The organism is Cupriavidus sp. FW216-B1 (assembly GCF_058789195.1).
In genome coordinates this window covers 73058-98307 of the sequence record NZ_JBYTEL010000003.1, presented here as the reverse complement: position 1 = coordinate 98307, position 25250 = coordinate 73058, and the positions used below count along the sequence as shown (strand labels likewise).

General features: G+C 68.4%; 26 protein-coding genes and 1 pseudogene. 11 read left to right on the top strand and 16 right to left on the bottom strand.

Annotated elements, in window-relative coordinates:
• Positions 1–143: 143 nt before the first annotated feature.
• The 3 genes and pseudogenes from aceF to lpdA all read left to right on the top strand — a co-directional run bounded on the left by aceF (position 144) and on the right by lpdA (position 4336).
• Positions 144–1809: pseudogene (aceF, locus tag AC3WXD_RS10200) on the top strand (dihydrolipoyllysine-residue acetyltransferase).
• A gap of 105 nt (positions 1810–1914) precedes the next feature.
• The gene (locus AC3WXD_RS10195; protein ID WP_020201180.1) at positions 1915–2532 is read left to right on the top strand and encodes an Ntn hydrolase family protein; all 618 of its coding nucleotides are present in this window, start codon (positions 1915–1917) and stop codon (positions 2530–2532) included.
• Positions 2533–2560: 28 nt separating this feature from the next.
• Complete coding sequence (lpdA, locus tag AC3WXD_RS10190) at positions 2561–4336, top strand: dihydrolipoyl dehydrogenase (RefSeq protein WP_492323627.1); 1776 nt, start codon at positions 2561–2563, stop codon at positions 4334–4336.
• Between the two features lie 218 nt (positions 4337–4554).
• Here lpdA and AC3WXD_RS10185 read toward each other — a convergent pair whose 3' ends face one another.
• The 3 genes from AC3WXD_RS10185 to AC3WXD_RS10175 form a co-directional block, all read right to left on the bottom strand.
• A complete protein-coding gene (locus AC3WXD_RS10185) occupies positions 4555–4752 on the bottom strand; it encodes a YgaP family membrane protein (protein WP_020201182.1) in 198 nt (65 codons plus the stop codon).
• A 66-nt stretch (positions 4753–4818) separates the two neighbouring features.
• Positions 4819–5346, bottom strand: a complete 528-nt coding sequence (locus AC3WXD_RS10180) for a rhodanese family protein (RefSeq protein ID WP_059413105.1) — start codon at positions 5344–5346, stop codon at positions 4819–4821.
• A gap of 26 nt (positions 5347–5372) precedes the next feature.
• On the bottom strand, positions 5373–5684 hold the full coding sequence (locus AC3WXD_RS10175) for an ArsR/SmtB family transcription factor (RefSeq protein WP_029043217.1): 312 nt from the start codon (positions 5682–5684) through the stop codon (positions 5373–5375).
• A 141-nt stretch (positions 5685–5825) separates the two neighbouring features.
• Here AC3WXD_RS10175 and AC3WXD_RS10170 point away from each other — a divergent pair, with 141 nt between their 5' ends.
• Complete coding sequence (locus AC3WXD_RS10170) at positions 5826–6179, top strand: carboxymuconolactone decarboxylase family protein (RefSeq protein WP_020201185.1); 354 nt, start codon at positions 5826–5828, stop codon at positions 6177–6179.
• A gap of 303 nt (positions 6180–6482) precedes the next feature.
• Here the strand turns inward: AC3WXD_RS10170 and phaP1 are convergent, their stop codons facing one another.
• Positions 6483–7064 carry a TIGR01841 family phasin PhaP1 gene (gene phaP1, locus AC3WXD_RS10165; protein WP_020201186.1) on the bottom strand — a complete coding sequence of 194 codons (582 nt, stop codon included), beginning with the start codon at positions 7062–7064 and terminating at the stop codon, positions 6483–6485.
• A gap of 428 nt (positions 7065–7492) precedes the next feature.
• Here phaP1 and AC3WXD_RS10160 point away from each other — a divergent pair, with 428 nt between their 5' ends.
• From AC3WXD_RS10160 to AC3WXD_RS10150, 3 genes are read left to right on the top strand one after another with little or no spacing between them, the layout of a single operon-like run.
• Positions 7493–8422, top strand: coding sequence for a histone deacetylase family protein (locus tag AC3WXD_RS10160; protein ID WP_492323626.1), 930 nt, complete (start codon positions 7493–7495; stop codon positions 8420–8422).
• Positions 8423–8481: 59 nt separating this feature from the next.
• Positions 8482–8940 (top strand): acyl-CoA thioesterase, encoded by a 459-nt coding sequence (locus AC3WXD_RS10155; RefSeq protein WP_492323625.1) that lies wholly within the window; start codon positions 8482–8484, stop codon positions 8938–8940.
• Between the two features lie 45 nt (positions 8941–8985).
• A complete protein-coding gene (locus AC3WXD_RS10150; RefSeq protein WP_020201189.1) occupies positions 8986–9687 on the top strand; it encodes a nitroreductase in 702 nt (233 codons plus the stop codon).
• Between the two features lie 233 nt (positions 9688–9920).
• Here AC3WXD_RS10150 and AC3WXD_RS10145 read toward each other — a convergent pair whose 3' ends face one another.
• Entirely contained in the window at positions 9921–10184 is a 264-nt protein-coding gene (locus tag AC3WXD_RS10145) for a hypothetical protein (RefSeq protein WP_231586543.1), read from the bottom strand.
• Between AC3WXD_RS10145 and pbpG the strand changes: the two genes are divergently transcribed.
• The gene (gene pbpG, locus AC3WXD_RS10140; protein WP_020201190.1) at positions 10177–11136 is read left to right on the top strand and encodes a D-alanyl-D-alanine endopeptidase; all 960 of its coding nucleotides are present in this window, start codon (positions 10177–10179) and stop codon (positions 11134–11136) included. The genes AC3WXD_RS10145 and pbpG overlap by 8 nt on opposite strands.
• 119 nt (positions 11137–11255) lie before the next feature.
• On the opposite strand, the gene AC3WXD_RS10135 is transcribed toward pbpG, so the two are convergent.
• The 3 genes from AC3WXD_RS10135 to AC3WXD_RS10125 form a co-directional block, all read right to left on the bottom strand.
• On the bottom strand, positions 11256–12668 hold the full coding sequence (locus AC3WXD_RS10135) for an FAD-binding oxidoreductase (protein ID WP_492323624.1): 1413 nt from the start codon (positions 12666–12668) through the stop codon (positions 11256–11258).
• A 26-nt stretch (positions 12669–12694) separates the two neighbouring features.
• Complete coding sequence (locus AC3WXD_RS10130; protein ID WP_020201192.1) at positions 12695–13423, bottom strand: FadR/GntR family transcriptional regulator; 729 nt, start codon at positions 13421–13423, stop codon at positions 12695–12697.
• Positions 13424–13619: 196 nt separating this feature from the next.
• Entirely contained in the window at positions 13620–14408 is a 789-nt protein-coding gene (locus AC3WXD_RS10125) for an IclR family transcriptional regulator (RefSeq protein ID WP_020201193.1), read from the bottom strand.
• 248 nt (positions 14409–14656) lie between these two features.
• Here AC3WXD_RS10125 and AC3WXD_RS10120 point away from each other — a divergent pair, with 248 nt between their 5' ends.
• From AC3WXD_RS10120 to AC3WXD_RS10110, 3 genes are read left to right on the top strand one after another with little or no spacing between them, the layout of a single operon-like run.
• On the top strand, positions 14657–15382 hold the full coding sequence (locus AC3WXD_RS10120) for a (Fe-S)-binding protein (RefSeq protein WP_492323623.1): 726 nt from the start codon (positions 14657–14659) through the stop codon (positions 15380–15382).
• A gap of 40 nt (positions 15383–15422) precedes the next feature.
• Positions 15423–16835: a LutB/LldF family L-lactate oxidation iron-sulfur protein gene (locus AC3WXD_RS10115; protein ID WP_029043220.1), complete on the top strand. Its 1413-nt coding sequence runs from the start codon at positions 15423–15425 to the stop codon at positions 16833–16835.
• Complete coding sequence (locus AC3WXD_RS10110) at positions 16832–17116, top strand: hypothetical protein (RefSeq protein WP_492323622.1); 285 nt, start codon at positions 16832–16834, stop codon at positions 17114–17116. Before AC3WXD_RS10115 ends, AC3WXD_RS10110 begins: the two co-directional genes overlap by 4 nt.
• A 68-nt stretch (positions 17117–17184) precedes the next feature.
• Here the strand turns inward: AC3WXD_RS10110 and AC3WXD_RS10105 are convergent, their stop codons facing one another.
• From AC3WXD_RS10105 to AC3WXD_RS10070, 8 genes are all read right to left on the bottom strand, one after another.
• Positions 17185–17979 carry an ABC transporter ATP-binding protein gene (locus tag AC3WXD_RS10105; RefSeq protein ID WP_020201197.1) on the bottom strand — a complete coding sequence of 265 codons (795 nt, stop codon included), beginning with the start codon at positions 17977–17979 and terminating at the stop codon, positions 17185–17187.
• Between the two features lies 1 nt (position 17980).
• Entirely contained in the window at positions 17981–18874 is an 894-nt protein-coding gene (locus AC3WXD_RS10100) for an ABC transporter permease (protein WP_020201198.1), read from the bottom strand.
• 148 nt (positions 18875–19022) lie between these two features.
• The gene (locus AC3WXD_RS10095; RefSeq protein ID WP_059413096.1) at positions 19023–19994 is read right to left on the bottom strand and encodes an ABC transporter substrate-binding protein; all 972 of its coding nucleotides are present in this window, start codon (positions 19992–19994) and stop codon (positions 19023–19025) included.
• A 338-nt stretch (positions 19995–20332) separates the two neighbouring features.
• Positions 20333–21394, bottom strand: a complete 1062-nt coding sequence (locus AC3WXD_RS10090; RefSeq protein ID WP_020201200.1) for an aldo/keto reductase — start codon at positions 21392–21394, stop codon at positions 20333–20335.
• Positions 21395–21520: 126 nt separating this feature from the next.
• Positions 21521–22555: a quinone-dependent dihydroorotate dehydrogenase gene (locus tag AC3WXD_RS10085; RefSeq protein ID WP_020201201.1), complete on the bottom strand. Its 1035-nt coding sequence runs from the start codon at positions 22553–22555 to the stop codon at positions 21521–21523.
• Positions 22556–22640: 85 nt separating this feature from the next.
• A complete protein-coding gene (locus AC3WXD_RS10080) occupies positions 22641–23471 on the bottom strand; it encodes an arginyltransferase (protein WP_059413093.1) in 831 nt (276 codons plus the stop codon).
• 76 nt (positions 23472–23547) lie between these two features.
• On the bottom strand, positions 23548–24300 hold the full coding sequence (aat, locus tag AC3WXD_RS10075; RefSeq protein WP_492323621.1) for a leucyl/phenylalanyl-tRNA--protein transferase: 753 nt from the start codon (positions 24298–24300) through the stop codon (positions 23548–23550).
• 49 nt (positions 24301–24349) lie between these two features.
• Entirely contained in the window at positions 24350–24934 is a 585-nt protein-coding gene (locus AC3WXD_RS10070; RefSeq protein WP_020201204.1) for an NUDIX hydrolase, read from the bottom strand.
• Positions 24935–25250 lie beyond the last annotated feature (316 nt).

Here is a 25250-nt window from a genome sequence, read left to right as displayed (position 1 = left end):
CCCCGCAGGAGCGGCAGCCGCGCCGGGGCGGCCGGGCTGAAAGCCCGGCGCCTTGCGGCGCGGCGGCGTGACAGATCCGGGCGGTGAGGGTACCCTCGCCGCTGGTGCTTGCCGTGCCCGCCGTCCTGCCCAGGAGACACTGAATGAGTCAAGCGATTGAAATCAAGGTGCCGGATATCGGCGATTACGACGCCGTTCCCGTCATCGAAGTGCACGTGAAACCGGGCGACACCATCCAGGCCGAGGACGCCCTGGTGACACTGGAGTCGGACAAGGCCACGATGGACGTGCCGTCGCCGCAGGGCGGCGTCGTCAAGGAAGTCAAGATCAAGGTCGGCGACAACGTCTCCGAAGGCGCCGTGCTGGTGATGCTGGAACCGGGCGGCGCCCCCCCCCCCCCCCCCCGCCGCCGCACCCGCGCCGGCCGCGCCGGCCCCGGCCCCCGTGGCCGCTGCGCCCGCGCCCGCTGCCGCGCCGGCCCCGGCGCCCGCCAGTGCGCCTGCGCCGGCCGCCGCCACCGGCCCCATCGAGGTCAAGGTGCCGGACATCGGCGACTACGACGCGGTGCCCGTGATCGAAGTCCACGTCCAGCCCGGCGACACCATCAAGGCCGAGGACGCGCTGGTCACGCTGGAATCCGACAAGGCCACGATGGACGTGCCTTCGCCCGCCGCCGGCGTGGTCAAGGAAGTCAAGGTCAAGATCGGCGACAACGTGTCCCAGGGCACGCTGATCCTGATTCTCGAAGGCGCGGGCGCCGCGCCTGCCGCCAGCGCCCCGGCGCCGGCCGCCGCCGCGCCCGCGCCGGCTGCTGCCGTTGCCGCGGCACCGGCGCCGCAGGCCGCGCCGGCGCCCACTGCCGCGCCCGCCGCCGGCGTGACCGGCGCCGCCGCCCACGCCAGCCCCTCGGTGCGCAAGTTCGCGCGCGAGCTCGGCGTGGACGTGTCGCGCGTGCCGGGCACCGGCCCCAAGGGCCGCATCACGCAGGACGACGTGCAGCGCTTCGTCAAGGGCGTGATGAGCGGCCAGACCGCCGCCCCGGCGCAAGCCGCGGCCGCCCCGGCCGGCGGCGCGGGCCTGAACCTGCTGCCGTGGCCGAAGGTCGATTTCACCCGCTTCGGCGAGATCGACAGCAAGCCGCTGTCGCGCATCAAGAAGATCTCGGGCGCCAACCTGCACCGCAACTGGGTCATGATCCCGCACGTCACCAACAATGACGAGGCGGACATCACCGAGCTGGAAGCCTTCCGCGTGCAGCTCAACAAGGAAAACGAGAAGTCGGGCGTCAAGGTCACGATGCTGGCCTTCATCATCAAGGCCACCGTGGCGGCCCTGAAGAAATTCCCGAACTTCAACACCTCGCTCGACGGCGACAACCTCGTCTACAAGAAGTACTTCAACATCGGCTTCGCGGCCGATACGCCGAACGGCCTGGTCGTGCCGGTGCTGAAGGACGCGGACAAGAAGGGCGTGCTCGAGATCAGCCAGGAAATGGGCGAGCTCGCCAAGGCCGCGCGCGACGGCAAGCTCAAGCCGGACCAGATGCAGGGCGGCTGCTTCTCGATTTCGTCGCTCGGCGGCATCGGCGGCACGCATTTCACGCCGATCATCAACGCGCCGGAAGTGGCCATCATGGGCGCCAGCAAGTCGTACATGAAGCCGGTCTGGGACGGCAAGCAGTTCGTGCCGCGCCTGGTGCTGCCGCTGTCGCTGTCGTACGACCACCGCGTCATCGACGGCGCCGAGGCGGCGCGCTTCAACGCGTATCTCGGCCAGTTGCTGGCGGACTTCCGCCGCATCATCCTTTAAGGCGGGCGGGGCGCGCGCGGCCCGCCGCGCGCGCCTGTCGCCGGCCCGGGCGCCGCCCGCCGGCAGGCCCACGGCCCAACAGGAAGCGAACAGGAAGCGAAATCCATGACCACCTGCGTCGTCGTCAAGAAGGCCGGTGAAGTGGCGATTGCCGCCGATGCGCTGGTGACGTTCGGCGACACGCGGCTCACGCGCGCCTACGAGCGCAACCAGAAGGTGTTCCCGGTGGGCGAGAGCTTCGTCGCGCTGGCCGGGACCACGGCGCATTTCCCGGTCATGCGCAGCCTGCTGGCCGGGCTCGGCGAGGACTGCCGGCTGGGCTCGCGGGACGAGGTCTTCCGGACCTTCCTCAAGGTGCATGAAAAGCTCAAGAACGAGTATTTCATCAACACCAAGGAAGACGAGGACGACCCCTACGAGTCATCGCAGATCGTCTGCCTGATCGCCAATCCGGCGGGCATCTTCGGCGTCTACTCGTATCGCGAGGTGTTCTCGTTCGACCGCTTCTGGGGCATCGGCTCGGGGCGCAACTACGCGCTCGGCGCCATGCACGCGGTGTTCGAGCGGCCCGGGCTGGGCGCGGCGGACATCGCCCGCATCGGCGTGGACGCGGGCGTGGAGTTCGACAAGAGTTCGGCGGGGCCGATCGAAGTACAGGTGGTGCAGTTGCGCGACATGCCCGGCGACGGGGCAACCAATAACGACGGCGCGGCCCGCATCTGAGGCGGGGCGCGTTCTTGAGGAGCAAAGCATGAGTGTGATCGAAGTCCAGGTGCCGGATATCGGCGATTTCGACGCGGTGGAAGTCATCGAGGTGCTGGTCAAGGCCGGCGACACGATCGAGCTGGAGCAGTCGCTGATCGTGCTCGAGTCCGACAAGGCCAGCATGGACGTGCCCGCCTCGGCCGCCGGCAAGGTGGTCGAGGTGCGCGTGAAAGTGGGCGACAAGGTCGCCAAGGGCGCCGTGATCTGCACGGTGGAAAGCGAAGCTGCAGCCAAGCCGGCCGCCCCGGCGCCCGCGCCTGCAGCCGCGCCCGCCGCCGCTCCGGCCCCGGCAGCGGCTCCCGCCGCCGCCACGCACGCCGGCAGTGCCGACATCACCTGCGAGATGCTGGTCCTGGGCTCGGGCCCCGGCGGCTATTCGGCCGCCTTCCGCAGCGCCGACCTCGGCATGAACACGGTGCTGGTCGAGCGCTACGGCACGCTCGGCGGGGTCTGCCTGAACGTGGGCTGCATCCCGTCCAAGGCGCTGCTGCACAACGCCGCCGTGATCGACGAAGCCAAGGCGCTGGCCGCCCACGGCATCCTGTTCGGCGAAGCCAAGATCGACCTCGACGGCCTGCGCCACTACAAGGACACGGTGGTCGGCAAGCTCACCGGCGGCCTGTCCGGCATGGCCAAGACCCGCAAGGTGCAGGTGGTGCGCGGCATCGGCACCTTCCTCGACCCGCATCACCTCGAAGTGCAGGAAACCGAAGGCGAGGGCAAGGCCACCACCGGCAAGAAGACCGTGATCCGCTTCGAGAAGGCGGTGATCGCGGCCGGCAGCCAGGCGGTCAAGCTGCCGTTCATTCCCGAGGACCCGCGCATCATCGACTCGACCGGCGCGCTGGAGCTGCCGGAAGTGCCGAACAAGATGCTGGTCATCGGCGGCGGCATCATCGGGCTGGAAATGGCCACCGTGTACAGCACGCTGGGCGCCAGCATCGACGTGGTGGAAATGCTCGACGGCCTGATGCAGGGCGCCGACCGCGACCTCGTCAAGGTCTGGGACAAGATGAACAAGCAGCGCTTCGGCAAGGTCATGCTCAAGACCAAGACCGTGGGCGTGGAAGCCAGGCCGGACGGCATCTACGTCAGGTTCGAGGGCGAGCAGGCGCCGGCCGAGCCGCAGCGCTACGACCTCGTGCTGGTGTCGGTGGGCCGCGTGCCCAACGGCAAGAAGATCGGCGCCGAGAAGGCCGGCGTGGCCGTGACCGAGCGCGGCTTCATCGACGTCGACAAGCAGATGCGCACCAACGTGCCGCACATCTTCGCCATCGGCGACATCGTCGGCCAGCCGATGCTGGCGCACAAGGCGGTGCACGAGGCGCACGTCGCCGCCGAGGCCGCGCACGGCGAGAAGGCCTACTTCGACGCCAAGCAGATCCCGTCGGTGGCCTTCACCGATCCGGAAGTGGCCTGGGCCGGCGTGACCGAAGACCAGTGCAAGGCGCAGGGCATCAAGTACGCCAAGAGCGTGTTCCCGTGGGCCGCCTCCGGCCGCGCCATCGCCAATGGCCGCGACGAAGGCTTCACCAAGCTGATCTTCGACGAGGAAACCCACCGCATCATCGGTGGCGGCATCGTCGGCACGCATGCCGGCGACCTCATCAGCGAAGTGTGCCTGGCGATCGAGATGGGCGCCGACGCGGTGGACATCGGCAAGACCATCCATCCGCACCCGACGCTGGGCGAATCGATCGGCATGGCAGCCGAGATCTACGAAGGCGTCTGCACGGACGTGCCGCCGCCGCGCAAGCGCTGAACGGCGCGGTAGTCCTGGTCCGCCGCGAGGCCCGCCATTGCGGCGGGCCTTTTTCTTGCCCTTGAATCGCAATTAACGGCCAGATAATCAAGCCGACCGACCGCGCGGCCATGCCGCGGCATGCCGGCATGCATGGCCGGGGAGGGGATGTGCGGGGGCAGCGGCGGGCGCGCCCGCGATGGGGCGCGGCCTTGCCGCGGGGGCGCTTTGTTCCTGCTTCACTTGTTTCCCTTCAACGGGCAGGTGCTGAAGCCCAGGATGGGATACAGCGGGCAAAAGCCAGCCAGGCCGGTGAGCAGCGGCACCAGGCCCAGCCAGCCCCACCAGCCCACCGTGCCCGTGGCCGCGAGGGCAACCAGCACCACACCCACGAGGATGCGCAGGACACGATCGATACCGCCGACATTGGATTTCATAAGACCTCCTGTTGACAACGAAAAAACGGACAAAAAACGGATTAGGAAGCGGACAAGAAAGACGGCTCAGTTCGCCATGACCCGGCGATTCCACGGTGCCTTCATCAACACGCGCGCCAGCCCGCAGTAGCCGGAAACGCCCGCGAACAGCAGTCCCGCGCCGACGAAGCCGGCCAGTGCCAGGAACCACGGCGACACGGTGATGCCCAGCGCGGTGCCCAGCAGGACCAGCGCGCCCGCGGCGATCTGCACCTGGCGCTGCAGCTCCAGTGGCTGGCGGGCGTCGGCCACCACGGGCAGGCCGGCGCGCTTCCAGCCATCCAGCCCGCCTTCGAGCAGATAGCCTTCCCCGGCCACGCAGGCGCGCAGCCGCTGCGCGTTCATCTGCGTGCGGTTGCCCGAGCGGCAGTAGAAGATGACCACCGCCGCGCCGTCGGCCGGCAGCGGCTGCGCCGCAAGCCGGTCCAGCGGCATGTGGCGCGATTCGGCAATGTGCTCGCGGGCGCGTTCGTCGGCGGCGCGGATGTCCACCAGCACCGCGCCGTGGTCCAGGCGCTGGCGGGCCGCTTCGGGAGACAGGGTCTTCAGGGTCATGTCGGGTACGTCGCAACAATGGTGGATCAGGGGCAGAAGATGTCCTTGAGCGTAGCGATGAGCTTGGCCACATTCGGGTCCTCGACCCGGTAGTACAGCGTCTGCGCTTCGCGCCGGTACATCACCAGACCTTCCTCGCGCATCCGGGCCAGATGCTGCGACAGCGCAGAAGGACTGAGGGCGACGAATTCATTGATCGCGCCCACGGTCATCTCGCCGTGCTCCAGCAGCAGGCACAGCACCAGCAATCGGTTGGGGTTGCCCACCGCCTGCAGCAGCGCGGCGGCCTGTATGGCACTGTCCTGCAAGCGTTCAAGATCGGATTTGCGTTGGGTCATGCTTCGGGGGCTCTTTCGGCGTACATCATATTTTAGAAACTTCTAAATTAGAATAAACTAAATTAAGCGTTTCGGGAAGGGTTGGCTCGCCATCCGGTCCGCCGCGCGATCCGCCATTCACCCTCGACAAGGAAGCTCCCCGTGACCACGCAATACAAGCAACTCACCCAGCGCATCTCCGGCAACCTCGCTCAATTGCACACGACCCAGGCCGGCGTGATGAAAGGCTTTGGCGACCTGGGCAAGGCCGCGATGGCGGGCGGCGCGCTCGATCCCAAGACCAAGGAACTGATCGCGCTGGCCGTGGGCGTGGCCGCGCGCTGCGACGGCTGCATCGGCTTCCACACCAGGGCGCTGGCGCGGCTGGGCGCGACCACGGAGGAGGTGCACGAAGCGCTGGGCGTGGCCATCTACATGGGCGGCGGCCCGGTGGCCATGTATGCCGCCAATGCCGTGGCCGCCTTCAATGAATTCGCCGCGCCCGCGCAGGCCTGAACAGGAGGGGAGGAAGGATGCGGACCGCCGCATCAGGGTGGCCGCATGGCCGCGCGCGAATCAGGCGTGCCGGCGCAGCCGGTCGATGCGCGCCCGGCGCCGGGCAGAAAAAAACCCGGCGCATGGCCGGGTATTAACGGTATTGGAATACAAGAAACCGGATACCGAGGAGACATCGGTGGAGGGCGGGGAACCGGTGGTTCGTGGTTCCCGCTTGCCTTCGTTGGCAAAACGCGCCGGCGCGTGCCATGCGTGCTTTGCCAACGAACCGGCCGGAGCCGGTCCGTCTGCCGCGTGCGCTGCTTAGGCGGCGGTGGTGGTGGCCTTCTTGGTCGCGGTGCGAGCCGAGGCGCTGGCTTGCTGGGCGGCCTTGGTGGCGGCCGAGGCGGCTGCCTGGAAGTTGCTTTCAGCGATTTCCACAGCCTGCTTGGTGGCCTTCTGGACCGACTCGTAGGCGTTGTTGGCGGCGCTGATCGCCGACTTCACAATGGCCACGGTGGATTCCGAACCGGCCGGGGCGTTCTTGGCGAAGTTCTCGACCAGGGCTTGCACCTTCTTCGAGCTCTCGGCCAGCTGGGCTTCGGCGACCTTGGTGAATTCCGACTGGGTTTCCGAGGCGATTTCGTACAGATGGCGGCTGTAGGCCAGGGTCTTTTCGGCGACCGGCTGGACCAGCGAAGCCTGGATGGCCAGGAATTCCTGGGGATCCTTGGCGGACAGCGCCTTCTTGGCGTTGTCGACGTTTTCTGCGAAAGTCGCCTTGACCACTTGCAGGTTCAGCTCGACCAGCTTTTCAACGCCTTCGAATGCCTTGGTGGTCAGGCCGAAGATGGTTTCCAGGTTGGCTTTTTGCGCTGCAGCGACTTGTTCCGGGGTGAAGTTCATGCGAGTCTCCAATGATGAAGTTCAAGATCATGCAAAATTAGGCCGCCCAGATGTCAAAGCCATGACGAATAGCAGTCTCTCGTCAGCCAGCCCCAGGCGCAGGAGGTTGCCGACACGCTCCGCCTGCTTGGCAAAGTCGGATGGTGCGCCGCAACAATTCCAATTGTAGGGAAAAGAAAAAGGCTGTCAAGGTCTTCTTGTGCATTGCACAAATAAATCTCCCCGAAGTCCTCGCTGACCGTCCTCCCGGAAGCCGATGCCGGTGGCGCATGCCGCACGTGAAACCGTTGCCGGCACGGTGTTTCCCGGGCCGGGGCGGGGCGCCTGGCGCCGTACGCCCGCGGCGCGGCAGTGCTACCATCGCGGTCTGCCGGAAGCGCCGTTTCCGCAGGCGCAGCCGGCCGCGCCACGCCGGTTTCCCGTTGCCCATGCTTGCCTTCTACGCCGATCATTTCGTCCTGCCGCTGCCCGAGGGCCATCGTTTCCCGATGCGCAAGTACAGCATGCTCAGGGACGCGGTCGGGCGCGAGGTGCCGGGGCTGACGCTGGCCGAGGCGCCGCGCGCCGGGGACGACGCCCTGCTGCTGGCGCATACCCGCGAATACGTCGACAGCGTGTCGCGCGGCCAGCTCGATCCGGCGCGCCAGCGCGAGATCGGCTTCCCGTGGTCGGAGGCGATGGTGGAGCGCTCCCGGCGCTCGGCCGGCGCCACCATCGCGGCCTGCCGCGCCGCGTGCCGGGAGGGCATCGCCGTCAACCTCGCCGGCGGCACGCATCACGCCTATGCGGACAAGGGCGGCGGTTTCTGCGTGTTCAACGACGCCGCCGTCGCCGCCCGCCAGTTGCGCCGCGACGGACTGGCCGGGCGCGTGGCGGTGGTGGACCTCGACGTGCACCAGGGCAACGGCACCGCCGCCATCCTGCGCGGCGATCCCTTCGTCTTCACGCTGTCGCTGCATGGCGAGAAGAACTATCCGTTCCGCAAGGAAGCGAGCGATCTCGACGTCGGCCTGCCGGACGGCTGCGGCGACGACGTCTATGCCGAGGCGCTGCAGGGCGCGCTCGATACGCTGTTCGCCCGCTTTGCCCCGGACCTCGTGATCTATCTGGCCGGCGCCGACCCGCATGAAGGCGACCGCCTCGGCCGCCTCAAGCTGACGCTGGCCGGGCTGGCGCGGCGCGACCGCATGGTGTTCGACGCGGCCTGGCAGCGCGGCCTGCCGGTCGCCGTGGCGATGGCGGGCGGCTACGGCAACCGCATCGAGGACACCGTGGCGGTGCACGCCCAGACGGTCGCGCTGGCGGCGCAATATCACGCGCGCCGGCGTGCCGCCACGGCCGCGATGGCGTTGCCCTGACGACGCGCCGCCGAAGCCTGCCCTCCCGCCACCGATCTGCCACCACGCTCCCGCCACCGATGAAACCGACCGCCGACACGCGCAGCGCCTACCGCCACTTCCAGCCCATCACCACGCGCTGGATGGACAACGATGTCTATGGCCACGTCAACAACGTCGTCTACTACAGTTATTTCGATACCGTCGTGAACACCTACCTGATCCGTCAGGGCGTGCTCGACATCGAGGCGGGCGAGACCATCGGGCTGGTGATCGAGACGCGGTGCAACTACTTTTCCGCGCTGAGCTTTCCCGATACGGTGGTGGCGGGGCTGCGCGTGGCGCGGCTCGGCAATTCCAGCGTGCGCTACGAGGTGGGCCTGTTCCGCAACGACGAAGAGATTGCCGCGGCACAGGGGCATTTCGTGCACGTCTACGTGGACCGCGCCACGCGCCGTCCGGTGCCGCTGCCGGCGGCGCTGCGCGATGCGCTGCGGCCCCTGGTGCATGAGACGCCGGGAAATGGGGCCGGACAATGAGACCGGACCATAAGGCCGGGGCAGTGAGACAACAAGGATAAACGTATGGATTCGCAGCAAAGACGCGACGCCGCGGCGGTTGACCAGGCGATCATCACGCGGCGCTCGGTGCGCGCTTTTCTCGATACGCCGGTGCCGCGCGAGATGGTCAGCGAGATCCTGGCCGTGGCCAGCCGCGCGCCGTCGGGCACCAATGTGCAGCCGTGGCGGGTCTACGTGCTGACCGGCGAGGCCAAGCTCAAGCTGTCGGCCGACGTGCTGGCGGCGTATGACGATCCGCAGCGCGACAGCAAGTACCGCGAGGAATACCCGTACTACCCGCGCGAGTGGGTCAAGCCGTATATCGACCGCCGGCGCAAGGTGGGCTGGGACCTGTACAGCCTGCTGGAGATCAGCCGCGAGGACAAGGCGCGCATGCATGCGCAGCATTCGCGCAACTTCACCTTCTTCGACGCGCCGGTGGGCATGATCTTCACCATCGACCGCATCCTGGAGCAGGGCAGCTGGCTCGACTACGGCATGTTCCTGCAGAGCATCATGGTGGCGGCGCGCGCGCGCGGGCTCGACACCTGCCCGCAGGCCGCGTTCACGCAGTTCCATGCGGTGATTTCCAGCCACCTGCGGCTGACCGGGGACGAGATGGTGGTGTGCGGGATGGCGCTTGGCTATGCCGATCCCGCGGCCATAGAGAATACCCTTAGCACGGAACGTGAACCGGTAAGCGAGTTCGCGCGTTTCCTTTCTTGAGGGCGATCGCGGGACGGCGCGATGCGGGCCGTCCCGGTTGCATGCCGCCGCGCGTTGCCGGGGGCGGCGTGCGGTGGAATTACCACAGTCCGAGTCGGGCGCGCAGCACGTGTTGTGTGATGCTTGGCTCGCTTTTTCCGTAATGCGGAATTGTTTGCAAATCGAACTTTAAAGAGGCTTCGTAAGTCTTTAATCTTGCTAACAATTTCTTTTTTTCCTAAACTGGCGCCATCCTAGCTGCGCGCTGAATGAATCATGTTCCGGTCTGATTCCTCCCTATTTTCCAGATTCTTCGGCTCTGTCCCTTTGACTGCGGTCGCGGCTTCAGTGCTGCTGTCCGTTTCCATGCTGGCCGTTCCCACGGCCGATGCCGCCACCAAGGCGGAAACGACAAAGTCTAAAAAGTCGGCAAAAATCTCGAAGTCCGAGAAAAAGCCGGCAACTCCTTCTAAAACTGTCGCTGGGCGCGCTGCGCCGCGCAAGGTTGTCGTGCTCAAGAACGGCCGGCACCAGGTGGTCGCGCAACGCCAGGCAGCGCCGGTGCGCGCCGCGTTCACGCCGGCCAAGCCGTCGCTGGGCGAGGCGCTCGGCCTGCGCAACACCGAGGACTCGCTCGCCCTGCGCTCCAGCGTGGCGCTGGTGATGGACCAGAACAGCAACGAAGTGCTGTTCCAGAAGAATTCCGCCGCGGTCCTGCCGATCGCCTCCATCACCAAGCTGATGACGGCGCTGGTGGTGATGGACTCGCACCTGCCGATGGATGAAGTCCTGACCATCGGCGAGGAAGACCGCGACAACGAGAAGCACAGCAGCTCGCGCCTGCGCTTCGGCACGCAGCTCAGCCGCCAGGAACTGCTGCTGCTGGCGCTGATGTCCTCCGAGAACCGCGCCGCTTCCGTGCTCGGCCGCAGCTACCCGGGCGGCCTGCCGGCCTTCGTGCAGGCGATGAACCGCAAGGCGCGCGAGCTCGGCATGAACGACAGCCACTTCGTCGATTCCAGCGGCCTGTCGAGCGGCAACGTCTCGAGCGCCGTGGACCTGGTGCGCATGGTCAACGCGGCCTACCGCAACCCGACCATCCGCGAGTTCACCACGCAGACCGAGCATGAAGTCAACGTGCTGGGCCGCACCCAGCACTACGTCAGCACCAACCGCCTGGTGCGCGGCGGCAACTGGGAGATCGGCCTGCAGAAGACCGGCTTCATCTCCGAGGCCGGCCAGTGCCTGGTGATGCAGGCGCGCGTGAACGGCCGCAACGTGGTGATGGTGTTCCTCGACTCGGTGGGCAAGCTGTCGCGCTTCGCCGATGCCACCCGCGTCAAGGACTGGCTGGAGCATTCGCCGTCCGGCCCGGCGCCGCATCCGTTCCCGGCCTCGCCCAACCTGACGCAGGCGCCCGCCAACAGCCCGCAGGCCGTGCTGGCCGCCCAGCAGGCACGCGGCATCTGATGGCCGCGGCGGCGGCGGGCTGAGCCGCTGCGCGGCTCGGGTCGTCCGCCGATGTCCCGTAATGAAAAAACGCGCCGTCCCCGGCGCGTTTTTTTGTCGCCGTCACGGCGGCGATGCGCTTACAGCAGCTTGCCGGGATTCATGATGCCGGCCGGGTCGAGCAACTGCTTGATGCCCTGCATCAGGCGCAGTTCCAGCGGGTCCTTGAGGCGCAGGAAATCGTCGCGCTTGAGCTGGCCGATGCCGTGCTCGGCGCTGATGCTGCCGCCGTAGCGCGCCACTTCGTCCAGCACCTCGGCGGTCAGCGCCTTGCCGTGCACGGCCGCCCAGTCGCGTTCCGCGTCGGCCGGGCGCGACAGGTTGTAGTGCAGGTTGCCGTCGCCGAAGTGGCCGAAGATGAACGGGCGGATGCTGGGGCTGGTGGCTTTCAGGCGCGCTTCCATCGACGCCATGAAGGCCGGGATCTGCTCGATCGGCAGCGACACGTCATGCTTCAGGTGAGGGCCGTCCGCGCGCTGCGCCTCGGAGATTTCCTCGCGCAGCTTCCACAGGCTCTGCAGTTGCGCCAGCGAGGCCGAGACCGCCGCGTCGAGGCACAGCTCGCGCTCCAGCGCTTCGTTGATCACGCGCTCGAGCAGGGCGCCCAGCGCGGCCTCGTCGGTGGTGTCGGCCAGTTCCACCAGCACGTAGGCGGGATAGCGCTGGCCGAACGGCTCCTGCACGCCCTCCGCGTGGCGCAGCACGAGGTCCAGGCAGTCGCCGGTGAAGAACTCGAACGCCTGCAGCCGCGCGCCGCATTGCTCGAACAGCAGCTCGAACAGTTCCAGCGACTGCTGCGGCGACGCCACCGCCGCCAGCACCACCGAGCGCGCGTCGGTGCGCGGGAACAGGCGCAGCGAGGCGGCGGTGATGACGCCGAGCGTGCCTTCGGAGCCGATCAGCAGTTGCTTGAGGTCGTAGCCGGTATTGTCCTTGCGCAGCGCGCGCAGGCCGTGGAAGACCTCGCCGTTCGGCAGCACCGCTTCCACGCCCAGCACCAGCTCGCGCGTCATGCCGTAGCGCACCACGTTGACGCCGCCCGCGTTGGTGGCGAGGTTGCCGCCGATCTGGCACGAGTCCTCGGCCGCCAGGCTGAGCGGCAGCAGGCGGTGGGCCTCGGCCGCGGCGCGGCGCAGGTTGCCGAGGATGCAGCCGGCCTCGGCCACCATCGTGTTGGCGATGGTATCGACCGAGCGGATCGCGTTCATGCGGTCCAGGCTCAGCACCACGTTGGCGGGGCTGCTGTCGGGCGCGGCGCCGCCGCACAGGCCGGTATTGCCGCCGCGCGGCACTACCGGCACGCCGGCCTGCTGGCACAGCGCCAGGCAGCGCGCCACTTCGTCCACGCTGCGCGGGCGCACCACGGCCTGCGCGTTGCCGCGGTAAAGGCCGCGCCAGTCGGCCAGCCAGGGTGCGACCTGGTCGGGCTCGGTGGCGGCCACATCGGGGCCGAGGGCTTCGACCAGGCGGGGCAGGAAGGCGGAAGTTTGCATGGTGCTGTCCGGTAAGGCGGCGCGGCTCAGGCCGCTGGATGGGAAGGATCGGGGTGGCGCGGCGCGACCGGCAGGCCCAGCCGCGCGGCGGCGCCTTGCAGGTGCGACACCGCGGCCGCGCGCGCCAGGCCGGCGTCGCCGGCGCGGATGGCATGGAAGATCGCCAGGTGTTCCTGGTGGACCTGCTCGGACAGGCCTTCCTGCTGACGCGTGTTGCGGCGCGCGGCATGCACGGCCTGGTGCAGCTGCAGGTTCAGGTATTGCAGCAGTTGCAGGTAATAGGGATTGTGGGTGGCGGCGGCGATCGCCACGTGGAAGGCGGTATCGGCCTCCACGCTGCGGTCCGGGTCGTGCAGTTGCGCGCCGAGCTGCGCCAGCAGCGCCTGCATCCGCGCCAGTTCCTCGGCGGTGCGCCGCTGCGCCGCGAGCGCGGCGGCGGCGCTTTCCAGGTCGAGCCGCAGCTCGTAGAGGCTGGCCAGCCCGCCGCGGTCGATGCCGATTTCCTGCGGCAGCCGGAAGCCGCCGCTGCCGGTGCGCGACAGCACCGTGCTGCCGAGCCCCTGGCGGCTTTCCACCAGCCCCTGCGAGCGCAGGTGCTCGGTGACTTCGCGGATCACCGCGGGGCTGACGCCGTAGCGCTCGGCCAGTTGCTTGCCCGAAGGCAGCCGGGCGCCGACGGGATAGACGCCGTCGGCGATTTCCGCGCGCAGTTGCTGGGCGACCTGTTCGGTCAGCGTGATGGCCTTGGTTCGCATGCCCGGCAGGATACTGCTAATCAGGTTATCTGAAAACTAAGGGTAAACGCTTGATCGAACAAAGGGCAGAACAAAGGGCAGACCAGGGGGAGGGGACGCCATCGCACGGGAAAGCCGCCGCACGAAGCGGTGGCACGAAGCGGCGGCAGGCGGGCATGATGCACGGCGCGCGTCCGTGCGACGCGCGCCGCCCAGGTCAGGCCGCGGCGACGTCGGTCGCGTAGCCCATGCCGCGCGAGATCTGCAGCGCGGTGTCCTTGAGATTCTGCAGCCAGCTTTCCTGCAGGCGGTCGGCCGGGGCCGACAGCGAGAGGCCGGCGACCAGGCGGCGCGAGTCGTCGTAGATGCCGGCGGCGATGCAGCGCACGCCGAGCTCCAACTCCTCGTTGTCGCGCGCGTAGCCGTTGGTGCGCACCCAGTTGAGCTCGCGCTCGAGCTTGATCAGGTCGGTGATCGAGGTGCGGGTGTGCCCGGCCAGCCCGGTGCGGGTGGCGTAGTTGCGCACGCGGCTGAGCTCGTCGGCCGCCAGGAACAGCTTGCCGACCGAGGTCAGGTGCAGCGGCGCGCGCCCGCCGATGGCGCGCACCACCTGCATGCCGGAGCGCTCGCTGTAGGCGCGCTCGATATAGACGATCTCGTCGCCCTGGCGCACCGACAGGTTGACGGTCTGCCCGGTCACGCGGTGCAGCGCGCGCATCGGCGCCAGCGCCGCGTCGCGCACCGACAGGCGCGCCTTGACCAGGTTGCCCAGCTCCAGCAGCCGCATGCCGAGCCGGTAGCTGCCGGGATCGGAGCGGTCGACGAAGCGGCAGGCCACCATGTCGTTGAGGATGCGGTGCGCGGTGGAAGGATGCAGGCCGGTGGCCAGCGACAACTCCTTCAGGCTGACGGGATCCGCGTGCTGCGCGAGCGAATCCAGCAGGGTCATCATGCGTTCGATGACCTGGATGGATGTCTTGCCGGGTTCTTTGTCTGCGTCTGCCATGAGGAAATGTTGCCATGCGGCAAATTAAGCGGTTGCCTGATTCTATCTCGCATTGTGAAAATTTCAATAGGTGAAATGCGATTGCCGAACAAAACCTTGCATGCGCCGGCCTCGGTATAAGCCCTAGGAAATGCGCTGACACGCACTTTTCAATGGCATGAAAGTGGTTCCGACGGCTGTCCGACAGGTGCGGCACGGTGCGCGAAAGCGCATAATTGCGGGGTTTCGGGGTCTGGAAAAGGGAAACAATGCGAGTCGGCCTGTTCGCCACCTGTCTGGTGGACCTGATGCGTCCGGAAATCGGCTTCTCGGTGCTCAAGCTGCTGGAAAAGGCGGGATACGAAGTGCTGGTGCCCGAGGCGCAGACCTGCTGCGGGCAGCCCGCCTACAACTCGGGCGAGCGCGCCGTGGCGCGCGACCTCGCCGAGAAATTCCTGCGCGAGTTCGAGATGTTCGAGTACGTGGTGATCCCGTCCGGCTCCTGCGGCGGCATGGTGCTGCATCACTACGCCGACCTGCTGCGCGACGACCCCGAGCTCAACGGCCGCTACGAAAGCCTGCGCGCGCGCGTGTTCGAGCTCACCGATTTCCTCGTCAACGTGGCGAAGCTGGGCGAGTTCGATTCGACGTTCGCCGGCCGCGTCACCTACCACGATTCCTGCTCCGGGCTGCGCGAGCTCGGCGTCAAGAGCCAGCCGCGCGCGCTGCTGGCGCACCTGCCCGGCGTGCAGCTCAGCGAGATGAAGGACTGCGAGGCCTGCTGCGGGTTCGGCGGCACCTTCTCGGTCAAGTACGGCGATATCTCGACGGCCATCGTCGACGAGAAGTGCGCCAACATCAAGGCCAGCGGCGCCGATGCCGTGGTGCTGGGCGACCTGGGCTGCATCCTGAACATCGAAGGCCGGCTGCGCCGCACCGGCGACACGCGCACGCAGGTGCTGCACATCGCGCAGGTGCTGGCCGGCGACGCCTGAGTCCGCCGGATCGGAAAACAACTTCAGCGAGATCCCCGCTATGCAAGTTCGCAGCATGGAATTCAAGGCGCGCGCGGGCCAGAAGCTGGCCGACCAGCGCCTGCAGCAGAACCTCAAGAAGCTCTCCACCAAATTCGTCACCGCGCGCGCCGACGCGATGCGCGACATCGACTTCGACGCCACGCGCGAAGCGCTCAAGGAGCGCCGCAACCGCGCGCTCGACAATCTCGACGTGTGGCTCGCCACCTTCGAGGAAAACGCCACGCGGCGCGGCGCCACCGTGCTGTTCGCCGAGACCACCGCGGACGCCGCGCGGCTGGTGGCGGAGATCGCGCGCAAGCACGGCGTGAAGAAGGTCATCAAGAGCAAGTCGATGGTGACGGAGGAAATGCGCCTGAACCAGGTGCTCGGCGAGATGGGCGTGCAGAGCATCGAGACCGACCTCGGCGAATACATCCTGCAGATCAACGACGCCGAGCCGCCGTCGCACATCATCGCGCCGGTGGTGCACAAGGACAAGGAAGAGATCGCCGACCTGTTCGCCCGCGTCCACCACAAGCCGCGCCTGACCGACATCCCCGAGATGACGCGCGAGGCGCGCGAGGTGCTGCGCCCGCAATTCCTCTCGGCCGACATGGGCGTGACCGGCGGCAACTTCATCATCGCCGAGACCGGCTCGGTGGCGGTAGTGACCAACGAGGGCAACGAAGGCATGTGCACGGTGATGCCGCGCGTGCACGTGGCCGTGACCGGCATCGAGAAGGTGCTGCCCACGCTGGAAGACCTCGCCACCGTGATGCGCCTGCTGCCGCGCTCGGCCACCGGCCAGGCGATCTCGAACTATTTCTCGCTGCTCACCGGCCCGCGCGCCGCGGGCGAGCGCGACGGCCCCGAGCACATGTATTTCGTGCTGGTCGACGGCGGTCGCAGCGGCCTGATCGGCGGCGAGTTCCAGGAGATGCTGCGCTGCATCCGCTGCGGCGCCTGCATGAACCACTGCCCGGTCTACCAGAAGATCGGCGGGCATGCCTACGGCTGGGTCTATCCCGGGCCGATGGGCAGCGTGCTGACGCCGAGCTATGTCGGCCTGGCCAACGCGCTGGACCTGCCGCAGGCGGCCACGCTGTGCGGCGAATGCAACCGCGTGTGCCCGGCCTCGATCCCGCTGTCGGACCTGCTGCGCAAGCTGCGCGAAAAACAGATGGAACGCGGCCTGCGGCCCTGGCAGGAGCGGCTCGGCCTCAAGGCCTGGGGCTACGTGGCCAGCCGGCCGGGCCTGTACGCGTTCGCCACCCGCATCGGCGCGCGCCTGCTGGCGCGCATGGGCGGCAGCAGCAGGCTGATCGCCAGCCTGCCGATGGCCGGCCGCGGCTGGACCGAGACGCGCGACATGCCGGCCCCGAGCGGGCGCACGTTCCGCGAGCTGTACAAGGAAAGGAGGGCACGCCGATGAGTGTTTCTGTCTCTTCCACCGGCAACGCGCCCGCGCTGGCGGGCATGCGCGCGGCGCTGGATCAGCACCTCGGCGGCACGCTGGCGGCCGACGCGCTGGTGCGCAACTGGCGCGCGGCGGCGCCCGCGCTGGCGCTGCCGCCGGTGTTCGGCCAGGCGATGGAAGAACTGCTGCGCCGGCTGGAGATGTCCGCCGTGTTCGCGCAGGACAGTTGCTCGTTCTCGGGCTCGGCGGTGACGGACCAGATGAAGCGGTGGCTGGAGAAGGCGGCCGCGGCGTAGACGGCCTGCCGATGGTTTTGCGCCCCTCGCCCATGCATGGGCGAGGGGGCAGAACCGCAACGCTCGAATCAGCTCAACAGCAACGCGTCGTCATCCAGTTGCTCGTGCCGCGTCTGCTCGAACATGCGCAGCAGGTCGGGCACGTCGAGTCCGGCGCGCTGTTCGCCGGACACGTCCAGCACCACCTGCCCCTGATGCAGCATCACCGTGCGCTGGCCGTAGTCGAGCGCCTGGCGCATGCTGTGCGTGACCATCATGGTGGTGAGCTTGCTGTCCTCCACGATCTTGGCGGTCAGTTCCAGCACGAAGGCGGCGGTCTTGGGGTCGAGCGCGGCGGTGTGCTCGTCGAGCAGCAGGATGCGCGAGGGCTGCAGCGAGGCCATCAGCAGGCTCACGGCCTGGCGCTGGCCGCCGGAGAGCAGGCCGATGCGGTCGGTCAGGCGGTTTTCCAGGCCCAGGTTGAGCAGGCGCAGCTTGTCGCGGAACAGCTCGCGCGAGGGCTTGTTGAGCGCCGCGCGGAAACCGCGGCGGCTGCCGCGCGCCATCGCCAGCGCCATGTTTTCCTCGATCGTCAGCGCTTCGCAGGTGCCCGCCATCGGGTCCTGGAACACGCGCGCCACCAGGTGGGCGCGGTCCCACGCCGGCTTGCGCGTGACGTCGGTGTCGTCGATCGTGATGCTGCCGCTGTCCACCATCTGGTCGCCGCTGATGGCGTTGAGGAAGGTGGACTTGCCGGCGCCGTTGGAGCCGATCACGGCCACGAACTGGCCGGTGGGGATGTCCAGGCTGAGGCCGCGCAGCGCGCGCGTCTCGATCGGGGTGCCGGGATTGAAGGTCAGTTTCAGGTCTTGCGCGCGCAGCATCTCAGGCACCTCCCTTGCGGCCGAACAGCTTCTTGCGGGTTCCCGGCAGCACCAGCGCGCCGGTGACGAGCACCGCGGTGACGAGGTTCAGGTCCTGCGCCTTGAGGCCGATGAATTCGCTGTTGAGCGCCAGCGCGATGAAGAAGCGGTACAGGATGGCGCCGAGCACCACGGCCAGCGTGGTGTAGACCAGCCGGCGCGCCGGCAGGATGCTTTCGCCGATGATGACCGCGGCCAGGCCGATCACGATGGTGCCGATGCCCATCGAGATGTCGGAGCCGCCCTGGGTCTGCGCGAACAGCGCGCCGGCCAGCGCGACCAGGCCGTTGGACAGCGCCATGCCGGCCAGCGTGGCGCGGCCGGTGGCGATGCCCTGGGCGCGCGCCATGCGCGGGTTGGCGCCGGTGGCGCGCATGGCCAGGCCGAGCTGCGACGAGAAGAACCAGTCGAGGCCGAGCTTGGCCACGACCACCACGACCAGCAGCAGCGCCGGGCGCAGCACGTAGTCCGGCAGCCAGTCGGGCTGCAGGATGGTGAAGATGGTGGATTCGGTGATCAGCGGCACGTTGGGCTTGCCCATCACGCGCAGGTTGACCGAGTACAGCGCGATCATCATCAGGATACTGGCGAGCAGGTCCATGATCTTGAGGCGCACGTTGAGCCAGCCGGTGACGAAGCCGGCGAAGGCGCCCGCCACGATCGCCAGCGCGGTGGCCAGGAACGGGTCCTGGCCCGAGGCGATCAGCGTGGCGGCCACGGCGCCGCCCAGCGGGAAGCTGCCGTCGACGGTCAGGTCGGGGAAGTTGAGGATGCGAAAGGAGATCAGCACCCCCAGGGCGACGAGGCTGAAGATCAGGCCGATCTCCAGTGCACCCAGGATGGAAAAGAGGGACATGGGGAAATCCAGTTGCTGTTTCCGGCACGGGAGGCCGGATCTGAAACGCCCGGCGCGCCGCCCGGGTCAGGCGGCGCGGCGCGGGCGTTCCGGGGGGCGGCCCGGATAGAGCCGCCTGCGCGCGTGCGCGCAGGCTCGGCGTGCCGTCTTACTTGATGACGGTCTTCGCTTCCTTGATCAGTTCGGGCGAGAGCGTCACGCCTTGCTTCTCGGCCGCGCCGGTGTTCACGAACAGTTCGAGCTTGTCGCTGGTCTCGGAGGCGATCGCGCCGGGCTTCTCGCCCTTCAGGATGCGCACCACCACCTTGCCGGTCTGGTGGCCGAGGTCGCCGTAGTTGATGCCCAGCGCCGCGATGGCGCCGCGCTTGACGCTGTCGGTATCGGCCGCCACCAGCGGGATCCTGGACTCGTTGGCGACCTTGACCAGGGCCTCGTAGGCCGATACCACGTTGTTGTCGGTGTTGGTGTAGATCACGTCGACCTTGCCGATCAGGCTCTTGGCGGCGGCGCCGATGTCCACCGTGCGCGGCGCGGCGGCTTCCTTGAGCGCCAGGCCTTCCTTGGCCAGCAGCGCCTTCAGTTCCTTGACCACGACCACCGAATTGGCCTCGCCGGGGTTGTAGACCATGCCGACGGTCTTGACCTTGGGCACTACGCGCTTGATCAGGGCGACCTGCCTGTCCAGCGGCAGCTTGTCCGACACGCCGGTCACGTTGGTGCCGGAGGCGCTCCAGCCCTTGACCAGTTGCGCGGCGACCGGGTCGGTCACGCCGGAATACACCACCGGCACCGACTTGGTGGCGGCCACCACGGCCTGCGCCGACGGCGTGGCGATGGCGACGATCACGCTGGGCTGATCGCCGACGAACTTGCGGGCGATCTGGGCGGCGGTGCCGGTATTGCCCTGCGCGCTCTGGTATTCCCACTTCAGGTTCTTGTCGGCGTCATAGCCGGCGCTCTTCAGCTCGTCGCGCACACCGTCGCGGATGGCGTCCAGCGCGGGATGGTCGACGATCGAGAGCACCTTGACGGTCTGGGCCTGCACGGCGCCGCCGTACAGCAGCGCGAGGGCCACGGCGCTGGCCAGGATGGTCTTGGTCGATGTCTTCAGGCACTTCATGGTTATGATCTCCCCCGGATATGGGTTCTGGGTGGTGAGCCGCTCATTGTTTTTCACCGGTCTCAGGTCCGGTCCGCCGTCCCGGCCGGCCGCGGATCCGTGGCGGATCGGCGCGGGCCGGCCGCAGCCGTGGCGCGGCGACTTGCCTGGCGGCGGGCAGGCAGTCGCCGTGGCGCGACGGTTTGCGACGGCGATAAGCCTGCGAGGATACCATTTTCGCCGCCCGATTTGCCCGCTTTGCCCCGTTCCAGTGCGCCGGAAGGGGCCAGCCGCGGGTAGGGCGGGGCGCGGGTGGCGCGGCGCCTGGCGCGCGCCCGGCGCCTGCTTGCTGCGCGTTCTTATTGCGCCGGGTTGTTGATTTCGGCGTGGATGCGCTCGATCGCCGCGGTGACGTCTTCGGGCAACGAGCGCGCCTGCCACGCATCGATGTCCTCGCGCAGTTGCTCCAGCGAGGTGGCGCCGATGATGGTGCTCGCGGCGAACCAGCGCGAGTAGCTCCAGGCCAGCGCCAGCGTGGCCGGCGAGATGCCGTGCGCGCGCGCCAGCTTCACGTAGCGCGCCGACGCGGCCAGGCTTTCCGGGCGCAGGTAGCGCGGGCTCCAGTCGGCCGGGAAGCGGGTCAGGCGGCCCTTGGCCTGCGCGTCGAACGCGGGCTGCTCCGGCGTGCCGGCGAGGTACTTGCCGGTGAGCTGGCCGAACGCCAGCGGGCTGTACACCAGCAGGCTCACGTCGGTGCGGAAGCAGGCCTCGTCCAGGCCCTGCTCGAAGCTGCGGTTGAGCAGGTTGTACGGGTTCTGGATGGTGGCGATGCGCGGCAGGCCGTGCAGCTCGGCCTGCTTGGCGAACTCCGCCACGCCCCACGGCGTTTCGTTGGACACGCCCACGTAGCGGATCTTGCCGGCGCGCACCAGTTCGCCCATTGTTTCGAGCTGGGCCTGGATCGAGGTGCACTCGCGCTCCTTGGCCGGATCGAACTGCTTCTGGCCGAAGTTGGGCGCGTTGCGGGCCGGCCAGTGGATCTGGTAGAGGTCGATGTAGTCGGTCTGCAGGCGCGCCAGCGAGGCGTCCACCGCCTCGCGGATGCTCTGCGGCGTGAGGTCGCCGCCGTTGCGGATCCACGGCATGCGGGCCGGGCCGGCCACCTTGGTGGCCAGCACGATGCGGTCGCGCTGCTGGCGCTTGAGCCAGGTGCCGACGATGCGCTCGGTGCTGCCGTAGGTTTCGGCGCGCGGCTTGACCGGATACATCTCGGCCGTGTCGATGAAGTTGATGCCGCGCGAGACGGCGTAATCGAGCTGGCTGTGGCCTTCGGCTTCGGTGTTCTGCTCGCCGAAGGTCATGGTGCCGAGGCAGATGCGAGAGACTTCCAGGTCGCTGCGGCCCAGACGGATGGTTTCCATGACGTTCTTTGTCCTTGTCACACGGAGGAGAGTGGGATGGGGATGATACGGCGATTGGGAAAACCGCGTATGAGGCGCACATCGGGCCCGCATCGGCCCCACATCGGGCCCTGCACCAGACCCGTGTCAGCCCCGCAGCGCCTCCGCGCATTCCTTCACCAGCACCGGCCCGCGGTAGATCAGCCCGCTGTAGACCTGCACCAGCTGCGCGCCCGCGGCGATCTTGGCGCGCGCGTCGGCGCCGCCGAAGATGCCGCCCACGCCGACGATGGGCACGGCCTCGCCGACCACCGCGCGCAGGCCCTCGACCACCCGCGTGGAGGCCGCGAACACCGGCCGGCCCGACAGGCCGCCGGCTTCCTCGCCGTGCGGCAGGCCCTTGACCGCGTCGCGCGCGATGGTGGTGTTGGTGGCGATCACGCCGTCGATGCGGTGGCGCACCAGCGCGTCGCCAATGTTCCCGATCTGGTCGGCGTCGAGGTCGGGGGCGATCTTCAGCGCCAGCGGCACGTAGCGCTTGTGCTGGTCGGCCAGGCGCTGCTGCGCGGCCTTGAGCGTGGACAGCAGGCTGTCGAGCTCGCTCGCGCCCTGCAGCTGGCGCAGGTTCTTGGTGTTGGGCGAGGAGATATTGACGGTGACGTAGCTGGCGTGCGGGTAGACGCGCTCCAGGCAGTGCAGGTAGTCGTCCACCGCGCGCTCGATCGGCGTGTCGGCGTTCTTGCCGATGTTCAGGCCCAGCACGCCGCCCTCGGCCTTCCACCGCGAGGCGGTGACGTTGGCGATGAAGGCGTCCACGCCGCCGTTGTTGAAGCCCATGCGGTTGATCAGCGCGTCGGCCTGGGGCAGGCGGAACATGCGCGGGCGCGGGTTGCCCGGCTGCGCGCGCGGCGTCACGGTGCCCACTTCGATGAAGCCGAAGCCGAACGCGGCCAGCGCGTCGATGTACGCGCCGTCCTTGTCCAGGCCGGCGGCCAGGCCGACCGGGTTGGGAAAGCGCACGCCCATCACGGTGCGCGGGTCGTCGGCGATGGTGTTGCCGATGCAGCCCGCCAGCCCGAGGCGCTTGGCGCGGCGCAGGTTGTTCAGCGTGAAGTGGTGGGCGTCCTCGGCATCCATCGAGAACAGGGCGGGGCGAAACAGGGGATAGAGCGCGTTCAGCACAGGGGATCAGCTTGGAAGTCGGGGCCAGGCCGGCATTGTAACGGCTGGGCCGCCCCGCGAGCGCACTGCGCGCCGCGCGTGGCGGCTAGAGCGTGCCGCCGGGCCCGTTCTCGCCGGGCTGCGGCGGGATCACGGGCGCGGCGGTGGGCGCGCCCTGCGGCGCCGGCGCGGCGGGCGCGTCGAACGGCCGCCACTGGTTGCCGGTCAGGACCTGGAGCGGCTGGTAGCGTGCCTTGTAGGCCATCTTGCGGCTGTCGGCGATCCAGTAGCCGAGGTACAGGTGCGGCAGCGCCAGCTCGCGCGCCTGGCGGATCTGCCACAGGATGTTGTAGGTGCCGTAGCTCGCGCCCATCTCCAGCGGGTCGTAGAAGGTGTAGACGGAAGACAGGCCGTCGTCGAGCACGTCGATCATGCTGACCATGCGCAGGCGCCCGGCCTCGGGCGAGCCCGGCGGCTCGCGGAATTCCACCAGGCGCGAGTTGACGCGGCTTTGCAGCAGGAACTGCTCGTACTGGTCGCGGCTGTCCTGGTCCATGCCGCCGCCGGCGTGGCGCATCGACTGGTACAGCAGGTAGAGCGCGTAGTGTTCCTCGACGTAGGTCAGCGGCGCCACCAGCGCCTGCAGGCCCTCGTGCTGGCGCCACGCGCGGCGCTGGCTGCGGTCCGGCGCGAAGCGGTCCACCAGCACGCGGCACGGCGTGCAGGCGTGGCATTCGTCGCAATAGGGGCGGTAGGTGAAGATGCCGCTGCGGCGGAAGCCCGCGCGCACCAGCCGCGAATAGACGTCCGCGTTGATCAGGTGGGCCGGGGTGGCCACCTGCGAGCGCGCCATGCGCCCGTCCAGGTAGCTGCAAGCATAGGGCGCGGTGGCGTAGAACTGCAGCGCGGAAAGGGGTAGTTCCTTTAGCTTGCTCATTTGTCTGCGGCGGCCAGGGATGAAACGGCGATGCAAGGGAAGCCGCCGCGCGGTGTGCGGCGTGCGCTCGCGGGCGCTAGCCGCAGGCCGTGTCCGGCGCCAGGGTCCAGTGCCGGAGCACTGTCTTGTCGAAGCGCCACGGCTCGATGTCCGGCTGGCGGGTGGCAAGGCGCACATGCGCCGCGAACTCCGCGCGCGGAATCGGGCTGGCGCCGAGCGAGGCCAGATGGTCGGTTTCCTGCTGGCAGTCTATCATCGCCACGCCGTGCATGCCGAGGAACGCGCATAGCGCGGCCAGCGCGATCTTGGAGGCGTCGGTGCGGCGCGCGAACATCGATTCGCCGTAGAACATGCGCCCCAGCGCCACGCCGTACAGGCCGCCCACGCGCTCGCCGCGGTACCAGCTCTCCACGCTGTGGGCCAGGCCGTTCTGGTGCAGCGCGCCGTAGGCGGCGATGATGTCCTCGGTGATCCACGTGCCGTGCTGGCCGTCGCGCGGCGTCAGCGCGCAGGCCTGCATGACCTCGGTGAAGCCGGCGTCGACGCGGATCTCCCAGTCCGGGTCGCGCAGCACGCGCCGCAGGGTCTTGCGGAAGGTGGCGGACACGCGCAACGCCCGCGGCGGCAGCACCATGCGCGGGTCGGTGCTCCACCACAGCACCGGCTGTCCTTCGGCGTACCACGGAAAGATGCCTTGCCGGTAGGCCAGCAGCAGGCGCTGGGCCGACAGCTCGCGGCTGGCGGCGAGCAGGCCGGGCGCGTCCGTGCCCGGGCCGAGCGCACGCTCGACCGGCGGAAACGGATCATGCGGATCCAGCCAGGTGATCATGCGGGATGGGCGGGTGCGCGGGCGGCGGGAGCGGCCTCGGGTGAAGGGATCAGGGCTCGACCGTGGCGCGGCTGGTGAGCGGGCGCATCGGCTTGTCGATGTCCAGGCTGTGCAGGCGGAAACTGCCGTCGGCCAGCCTGCCCGCCGCGCGGTCGGCGAAGAAGCAGCGCAGCGAGTGGATCACGGTGGGGAAGGCCAGCTCGTCCCACGGCACGTCGGCCTCCTCGACCAGCTTGACCTCCAGGCTTTCCTCGCCCGCGCTGATGTCGAGATCCTCCAGCGTGGCCAGGTAGAACAGGTGCACCTGGTGCACGTGCGGCACATTGAGGATCGAGAACAGCTCGCCGACCTGCACGCGCGCGCCGGCTTCTTCCAGTGTCTCGCGCGCGGCGCCCTGGGCGGTGGTCTCGCCGATCTCCATGAAGCCGGCCGGCAGCGTCCAGAAGCCGTAGCGCGGCTCGATGGCGCGCTTGCACAGCAGCACCTTGTCCTCCCACACGGGAATGGTGCCGACCACGTTGCGCGGGTTGACGTAATGGATGGTGCCGCAGTTCTCGCACAGGTGGCGCGGGCGCGAGTCGCCTTCGGGGATGCGCAGCACGACCGCATGGCCGCAGTTCGAGCAGAATTTCATGAGGGGCGTCCGGGAGGAATGGCGAAAGTGTATCACCGCCCGTGGACGCGGCCGGAGCCGTGCGATGCGCTTGCGCGGGGCGCCCGGGGAATGTCCGGATGCTGGTATGCGGTCAGGGCGGGGCGCCGGGCGCACACCACAAGAACGCCTGATCCGAATCGCAATGGGGTGCCGTTGAAGCCTGAACGGCATTTTTCTAGTCTGTGCCGAGGAGACGACAGGAAACCGTGCGCCGCGGTGTTAGCTTGGCTGCACTATATTGGTCGCACATCCGAACTATCTGCTGGAAGGCCGACTTCGCTACACGGAGTGCGCA